At 72.6% G+C, this 8,062-nt stretch carries 6 protein-coding genes; 1 reads left to right on the top strand and 5 read right to left on the bottom strand.

All coding sequences use genetic code 11. The features are described 5' to 3' along the window. The 3 genes from AB0G02_RS22905 to AB0G02_RS22895 form a co-directional block, all read right to left on the bottom strand. On the bottom strand, positions 1–782 hold a 782-nt coding region (locus AB0G02_RS22905; RefSeq protein ID WP_360797505.1), incomplete at its 3' end, for an FAD/NAD(P)-binding protein. Next, positions 779–1,405 (bottom strand): DUF6875 domain-containing protein, encoded by a 627-nt coding sequence (locus AB0G02_RS22900; protein ID WP_360797504.1) that lies wholly within the window; start codon positions 1,403–1,405, stop codon positions 779–781. The genes AB0G02_RS22905 and AB0G02_RS22900, both read right to left, overlap by 4 nt. 14 nt (positions 1,406–1,419) lie before the next feature. Then, complete coding sequence (locus AB0G02_RS22895) at positions 1,420–1,956, bottom strand: EF-hand domain-containing protein (protein ID WP_360797503.1); 537 nt, start codon at positions 1,954–1,956, stop codon at positions 1,420–1,422. 263 nt (positions 1,957–2,219) lie between these two features. On the opposite strand from AB0G02_RS22895, the gene AB0G02_RS22890 reads away from it, so the two are divergent. After that, on the top strand, positions 2,220–3,482 hold the full coding sequence (locus AB0G02_RS22890) for a hypothetical protein (RefSeq protein ID WP_360797502.1): 1,263 nt from the start codon (positions 2,220–2,222) through the stop codon (positions 3,480–3,482). On the opposite strand, the gene AB0G02_RS22885 is transcribed toward AB0G02_RS22890, so the two are convergent. Further along, on the bottom strand, positions 3,477–4,751 hold the full coding sequence (locus tag AB0G02_RS22885; protein WP_360797501.1) for an SGNH/GDSL hydrolase family protein: 1,275 nt from the start codon (positions 4,749–4,751) through the stop codon (positions 3,477–3,479). The genes AB0G02_RS22890 and AB0G02_RS22885 overlap by 6 nt on opposite strands. Before the next feature lie 63 nt (positions 4,752–4,814). Continuing rightward, a partial coding sequence (locus AB0G02_RS22880) for a glycosyl hydrolase 115 family protein (protein ID WP_360797500.1) occupies positions 4,815–8,062 on the bottom strand: 3,248 nt, incomplete at its 5' end.

Below are 8,062 nucleotides of genomic sequence, written 5' to 3'. Positions count from 1 at the left end.
TGCGCCAGCGCCAGCACGTCCGCGTACAGGCTCGGCACGGTCCGCCCCAGCGCGGTGATGTCCTGGGGGCGCACCAGGCCGGCCCGTCCGCGTCCGGTCCGGGACCGCACCGCGGGCAGCCGGCCGGACGGCGACGCCAGCGTGACCGCGTGGCCTTGCCCGCACAGCAGGACGGCGGCGTCGACGGCGGACAGGCGGGTGCCCAGGACCAGCACGTCGGCCGGCCGGGGGAGTGCCGCCAGGAGCCGATCCGCCGGGAACGGGCTGCGGAAGATCAGCTCGTGGTCCACGTGCTCGGCCAGCACGGCGGGCACCACCGGTTCGCCGTAGCCCAGGCACACCAGCACGTCCGTGGCCGGCAGCACGTGGTCGCCTGCCACGACGTGGTACCCGCCGTCGACGTCCCGGTGCACGCGAGCGGCCTCGGCCCGGATGTGGCGGTGCACGCCGCCCTCCGCCCGGAACCGCGCCGCGTGGTCGGCGTACCGGACGCGGACGTAGTCGTGGAACAGGCCGCGGGCGACGACGTCGTCGGGTCCGGCGGGCACCCCGCGCTCGTGCAGGTGGCGCAGGAAGTCGTGCGGGTCGTCGGGCAGCAGCGACATGATGCCCACCGAGGTGTTGCACAGCAGCGCCGGGTGGTCGGTGGCGAAGGCGGTGCCGGTGCCCGGTGGCAACGGGTCGACGACGTCGATGCGATCGGCGCAGCGGTGGCGGACGGCGGCGGCGAAGGCCGTCACCCCGGTGACCCCGCCACCGACGATGACGATGCGTCGGCTCACGGCGTGCCCGCTCCGGCGAACCTCGTCCGGTAGGCCGCCCGGTGCCGCGGGTGGGTGAGGAACGTCAGGTCGGTGCGCACCATGTCGCGGATGGCGAGCAGCGGCACCGGGCAGTGCAGCGGCCGGAACGCCGGGTTGTGCAGGGCCGCGGCCCGCGGCGGACCGTCGTGGAACTCACCGACCATCAGGCCGCGCTCGACGAACTCGGTCTTCAGGTGCCGCTGGGACCGCTCGATCAACCGGTGCCCCTCGGCACCCGGCACGCCGGGGAACAACACCAGCAGCGCGTGGTGCCCGTCGCGGCACGACCGCTCGAACCAGCGCCGGTAGTCGCGCATCCCCTCGACCACCTCGGCCAGGCCGGTGGGCCGGCCGGGCCACACGGCGGCGAACACCCGGCCCTGCGCCATGGCCGCCGGTGCGTAGGGGCACACCGGCCCGGACCGACCCAGCTCGGCGTGGGGGCGGCACAGGTACTGCCGGCTCCACCGCAGGACGTGGTGGCAGGCGCCGGGGTGGGCGACGTCCTCGGGTGGCGCGTGGAGCTGCCACGGGGCCGTGAGCACCCGCCCGGTGGCAGCTCCGGCGGGCCGGTCGCGGGGCGGGTCGCCGTCGTGGCGCACCGGGGTCGTCCCGCTCAGCGAGCCGCGGCGAATTCCATGAGCCTCTCGTTCTCGGTGGTGTAGAACTCGACGGCGGTGTTGACGACCTCCGGCACGCTGATCCGGCCGTCGCCGTCGGTGTCGGTGGACTCGGCCCGCATCCGCGCACGGCCGGCCTCGACGCCCATCGCGACCAGCATGCGCTGCCACTCCGCGATCGAGACGTCGCCGTCGTCATCGGTGTCCGCGACCGCGACGACCGCCTCCGCCCACGGCCGGATCACCTCGTCGAACCCGGCCTGGTCGTCCCGCAACCGCCGGGCGGCGGCGGACACGAACTCCTCGCGCGAGATGCGGCCGTCCGCGTCCAGGTCGGAGATCCCGGCCAGCCCGACCCAGTAGTTCCGCGCCCCACCCATCAGGGCGTGCGCCTTCGGCGAGAACCGGTCCACACCGAACTCACCGAGGATCCGCTGCGCCATGCCGACGAAGTCCTGCTCGGTGAGCACCCCGTCACCGTCCACGTCGAACGAGTCGAACCGATCCGACAACTTCCGCTCGTAGGGGCCCATCAGCCGATGTCCTTCCGCAGGTCCGTGATTCCGACAACTGTCGAACGTACCGGCGGCCCCGCACCCCGGCCGTCCGTGTCACTCGTGCAGGTGAGGTCGTGGAATCGCCCCGGAAATCGTCGGTGGACGACGACTGCGGCACGCCGTTCCAGTCGTGCCCGCCGACTGCGGCCGGTCGCCCTCGATTCACCCGAACGGTGGTGGGACGCGCCCACCGCGCGGCCGATGCTGGCTTCCCGACGCGGAGGGAGCAGCACGGCGTGATGACGGGTGACGACCTGGTGGCCATGGTCGACGGCTTGACCCCGGCCGGTCCTGCGGAGCGGCCGGTGCGCCACCAGGCGATCCTGCTGTTGTGGGCCATCGGCCGGGCGCGACGCGGTTCGCCGCGGTTGGTCCGCTGGACCGAGGCCCGGGAGCAGCTGCGGCGGTTGTTCACCGCCTTGGGCCGGGGAGGCAGCCGGCCGACGCCGGAGTACCCGTTCGTCGCCCTGGTCGGGACCGGGTGGTGGGAGGCGCCGGAGGTGGGTGCCGAGGTGCCCGCCGCCCACGGCTCGGCCCCGTTGAGGTGGCTGAAGGAGCACGACCCCCGCGCAGGTCTGCCGGAGGACGTCCACGACCGGCTCGCCGTCGACCTGCAGGCCCGTGCCGCGGTGGTCCGGGCGCTGCTGGACCGGTTCTTCGAGGACGACTTGGCGGAGGAGGCGTTGCGGTTGACTGGTTTGGGCGAGCAGGACCCGGGTGGGGACGGGCGGCCGTCGGGTCGCCTGCCGAGCGCGGAGGACTTGCTCCGCGACCTGATCGGGGTCGAGCTCCGGACCTCGACCGGGCTTCCGAACACCGTGCTCGGGGTGCGCGGGGCCGACATCCGGGTGCGGACGCAGCGGTCACCGGAGGGGCGACCGGTCCCGATCAGCGACGTGCAGCGCGGGCTGGACCTGTTGGCCGCCCGGGGATCGGTGCCGGTGAACGTCGACGTCCTGGGCCACCGCAGCACGTTCGTCGGCGCCGTGCTGGCCGCGCTGCCCGGCGCCGCCTTCGCCGTGGACCCCACGCGGGTGGTCCTCCACGAGCCCTCCGGCGAGGAGATCGCGCGCAACCGGCACTACGGCGAGCTGGACTCCTCCGCGCAGGTGAAGGTGCGCACCGAGCAGAGCAGGCTGCGCGCCCTGCTCGCCGGCGGCCGGGACGAGGCCGAGTGCGCCCTCTGCGGTGATCTCCTCCCGCTGCGCTTCCTGGTCGCGGCCCACGTGAAGAAGCGCGCGTTGTGCACCGACGACGAACGCCGGGACCTCGACAACATCGCGATGCTGGCGTGCACCTTCGGCTGCGACTCGCTCTACGAGGCCGGCTGGATCACCGTCGACGAGCACGGCACCGTGCGAACGTGCCCGCCGGAGAGCGCCCCGGAGGGGAACCTGAGGAACCGGCTCCTCCACCTCCGGGGTCGCTCCTGCCCGGCCCACAAGCCGTCGTCGGCGGCGTACTTCGAGTGGCACCGGACGACGATGTTCGCGGCGCTATGAGGTGAGCAGGGTGGTCGGCACGGCGTCCGCCAGCGCGCGGTAGCCGGTCGGGTTCAGGTGGAGGTGGTCGCCGCTGTCGTAGGCGGCCTTGAGCTTGCGCGGTTGGGCCGGGTCGCGGGTGGTCTGGTCGAAGTCGAGGACGGCGTCGAAGGCGCCGCTGGTGCGGATCCAGTCGTTCACCTTCTGCCGGGCCGCTTCGTGGTACCCCGACGAGTCGTCGTAGCTGTTGCCGCCGAACGGCAGGAGCGTCGCGCCGTAGACCCGGATGCCCTGGGCGTGGGACTGGAGGATGATCTGGTCGTAGGCGTCGATCAGCTCGTCGGTGACCTGCCGCCGGCCGGCGTCGGTGGCCGGGGAGCCGCCGATGTCGTTGACGCCCTCGAACACGACCAGCCACGCGATCCCGCTCTGCGCCAGCACGTCGCGGTCCAGGCGGGACAGCGCGGTCGGACCGAGGCCGCCCCGGAGCACGCTGTTGCCGCCGGCCGCCTGGTTGACCACCGCCACGTCGGCCGTGTCCGGCTGGGTCTGGAGCCTGGCCAGGAGCTGGTCGGGCCAGCGGTTGTTGCCGTTGGTGGTGGAACCCCGCCCGTCGCTCAACGAGTCTCCGAGCACGACCAGGGCCGCCGTGTCCGGGCCGGACCACACCTCGACGCCGCTGAGGAAGTACCAGTGGTCGGTGGGGGTGGCGCCGGACAGGGCCTCGTCACCGACGTGGTTGCCCGCGACCAGGTGCGAGGTGGTGCGCGAGCCGGGGTGCGAGGTGATGTCGGTGGACGCCTGCCCCTGCCCGGAGTACATCGTCACGGTCAGGTTCGCCTGCGCCTGGACGGGGAAGGGGATCGGGTCCGAGACGACCTGCGCGCCCCTCTGCACGACCGCGGACGCCTTGCCGCGGAACATGACCGGTCGCGCCGAGCCCGGCTCGATCCCGCTCACACCGGCCTGCCCGCCGCGCGGCTGCGCGACCGTCACCGCCGTGATCGGCAGCGGCGCACCGCCGAACGCGTTGGAGAACCTCAGCCGCAGTTGGCTGCCGCCGACGGAGACGTGCACGGTCTGGCGCAACGTGGCGTTCGCGAGGACGACGCCGTTCTGCGTGAACGGCGCAGGCGGCATGTTGGACGACTCGGTCAGCTGCGGCATGGACGCCCAGCTGTGCACCCAGTGCTCGGCGGACGTGGACGACGGCTCCGCACCGATCGCGTGCGACGTCACGACCAGGGCCGCCGCCGCGACCAGACCGACGATCGACGAAGTCCTGCTCATGGTCACTCCCTCGTGGGGTCGGTCGGCGGGAGCCGTGCGGGCTCCCGCCGACCGGTGCGGTGATCAGCCGGTGGCGCAGGTCGGCGTCATGCCCGTGCCGACACCCGTGCCCTGGAAGCCGAACTCGGCGGACTGCCCGGCGGCGATCCGGCCGTTGTAGCTCACGTTCGTCCACCGGACGGTCCCGCTGTCGCGGTCGCGCTGGGCGTTCCACGCGTTGGTGACCGCCGCGCCCGCCGGAAGGGTGAGCGTCACGGCCCACCCGTCGACGTCCGACGACCCGGCGGTGACCTTCACGGTCGCGGTGAACCCACCGGTCCAGGAGTTCAGCACCACGGAAGCGGTGCACCCGGCCGGACCGCTCGTCGTGGTGACGGTCGTGGTCGTGGAGGTGGTGGTACTCGAAGCGGTCGGGTCGTCGGGGGAGACGCGGTGGCTCTCCGGCGGGCCGAGGTAGCTGTACTTCAGGCCGCCGGTGTCGAGGACCAGGTTCTGCAGCACCACGGTCGGGTCGACCACCCAGAACTTCACGGTGTGCACGCCGGGCGACGAGACCGTGAACGTGGCCGACGTGCGGTTCACGGCTTCGAGGGCGTTCACCTCCCAGCCCTTGTTCATGGTCGTGTCGTCGGAACCGGTGGCGGTGGTGGCGTTCACCGTCTTCGGCGCCTGGTCGTCGATCGACACCGCGTACTCCACCCCGTCACCGGGCCGCACGTTGTTGCGCGGCGACAGGTACGACCACACGGTGATCGGACCGGTCGTGGTCAGGTTCACCCGGTACTCCAGGTGCGCGCCCGAGCCGCCCGGGGTCTGGTCGGCGGCGGTGACCGGGTTGGGCTGCATGCCGGAGCCCGTGCGGCCGATGTCCGGCAGGTGCGACCACGAGACGCCGTTGCCCGCGACGGCCCGGTCGTAGTGGTCGGCTCCGATGGACACGTACCCGTTGGCCTCCACGAACCCGTCCAGCGGCGCGGCCGGCTTGTTCACCACGGCCTGCACGGTGACGGTCCGACCCGCGCCGGTCACGGCGACGGGCACGGTCGTCTTCCCGGCCGGCGCCTTGGCCCAGTCGACTGCGAGGGTGACGCGGGTCTGCTTGGTCGTGGTGCCGGTGGCCGGGGTGGCGGTCAGCCAGGGCACGGACGGCTTGACCTGGTAGCCGAACGAGCCGGCGCCCCGGTTGAACACCTCGACGTACTGCGCGGGCCGGGTCTGGTACGGGTTGAACTCCGGCAGCACCGGCGTGCTCGTGGCGTTGGGCCACCAGTCCAGCGACCCGTCGATCGCCACACCCATGGACGCCGCCGACCCGACCGTGACGCGTTGCAGCGCCGGGTAGACCTGGTCGGGCTCCGGCGGTTCCTGCCAGCTCGCGCTGTCGCCGTAGCGGGCCTTGTCGCCGTAGCCGAACTTCGTCTGGCTCTGCCAACCGGTCCACTTCCCGCCGGCCAGGGTGTTGTTGTAGTAGTTCGACATCGCCACGTCGTCGGCCAGCCGCGCCTCGGCCGTCGCGGCGAGGTCGTTGGTGGCGGCCCGGCCCTGCGAGGCGTACCAGCGGTTGAGGAACTGCGCCCTGCGCAACGCGTACAGGTTGGCCGTCGCCTTCGCCGGGTACAGCACCAGTTGGTAGTAGGCGTCCTGGTCGGCGGCGGGCAACGTGCGGCCCACCGCCTGCGCCTTGCCCGCCAGCGCGTCCCACTCGGCGGTGACGCGGTCCAGCTCGCCGTAGTTCTCGATGCTGTACGGCGTCATCGCGTCGTCGGTGGTGATCGCACCGGTGGCGCTGCGGGTGTACCGGCGGTTGGTGGCCTCCGGCTTGCGGCGGGCCTGGAGCTGCCCGTAGGCGTGCAGCACCTCGGCCACCGGCCCGGCGGCGGCCTCGCCGAAGTTCTGGGCGGCGTACCGGCGGGTCCAGTCGTCGACCCCGTCGGCCGGGACCGCGTCGGGGTTCCAGGCGTAGTCGAGGAAGAACTGGGTGGGCGCTTCCTCGTTCTTCAGGTCACCGACGTTGACCACCCACAGCCGGTCGATCCCGCTGCGGTACGACAGGTCGAGCTGCTCGCGGGTGTTGGCCAGGTTGACCGTGTCGACCCACTTGTAGTTGCGCCCGCCGCCGACGTAGTCGAAGTGGTAGTACATGCCGTAGCCGCCCGACCGCGCCGCCAACCGGGGGTCGGGGACCTTGCGCATGTTGCCCCAGTTGTCGTCCGCGAACACCACGGTGACGTCGTCGGGCGGGCGCAGGCCGCGGTCCCAGTAGCGCTGGACCTCCTTGTACAGCGTGAACACCTGCGGCACCTCGGTCAGCGGGGTGTCGCTCTCCCGGTCCAGGATCGCGCGCTGGCTCGCGATGATGTCCTGCATCAGCCCCACGCCGTCGCCGTCGGGCAGGCTCGTGTCGCCCTCACCGCGCATGCCCAGCGTCACGACGCCCTCGAAGTCCTCCTGCTCCATCCGCCTGATGCCGTCGGCCCAGTAGTTCTGCACCGCGGTGGCGTTGCGGACGAAGCTCCACTCGCCGGTGCCGCCGTAGCGGGTGGGGTTGCGCTTCCACTCCTCGATGCCCCGCATCATGGGTGCTTCGTGGGAGGTGCCCATGACGACGCCGTACCGCTTGGCGGTGGCGTGGTTCTGCGGGTCGTCCTCGGCGAACGCCCTGCCCCACACGGCGGGCCACAGGTAGTTGGCCTTCAGCCGCAGCATCAGCTCGAAGACCTTCTCGTAGTACAGGTGGTTCAACCCACCCGCCTGACCCGGCGCCAGCCCCGGCCCGAACGCCGCCCGCGCCCACCGGCCGGTGGAGGGGTTCTCGTCGTTGATGAACACGCCCCGGTACTTCACCGCCGGCGTGCCCTGCGAGTAGCTGCCCGGCCGCACGTACACGGCGTCGTGCTTGCGGGCCGGCACGTCGTCGAAGTAGTGCCACGGCGACACCCCGATCCGCCGCGACACGTCGTACGCGCCGAAGATCGTCCCGCGCTGGTCGCTGCCCGCGATCACCAACGCCCGGTCGACACCCTCCACCGGGTTCTCGACGACCTGTTGCAGCGAGGTCTCCCACTTGCCGCGGATCCGCTCCACGTCCAGCTTCCCGGCGGCGGCGAGCCCGTCGATCACCGGGCTGCGGCCGAGGGTGCCGATCAGCACCACCTCGCCGGACGACGGCGTGCCGGTGGACACCGCCGGGCGTGCGCCGGTGACGCGCTGGACGTCGTCCCGCAAGTCGTCCACCACCCGCACGACGCCGGCGTGGTCGGTGGCGCTGACGAACAGCGGCGCGGCCTTGCCGTTCGCGGCGAGCGCGAACC

Source organism: Actinosynnema sp. NPDC023658, from assembly GCF_040639995.1.
Classification (GTDB): domain Bacteria; phylum Actinomycetota; class Actinomycetes; order Mycobacteriales; family Pseudonocardiaceae; genus Actinosynnema.
This window is presented reverse-complemented; position numbering and strand designations above follow the sequence as displayed.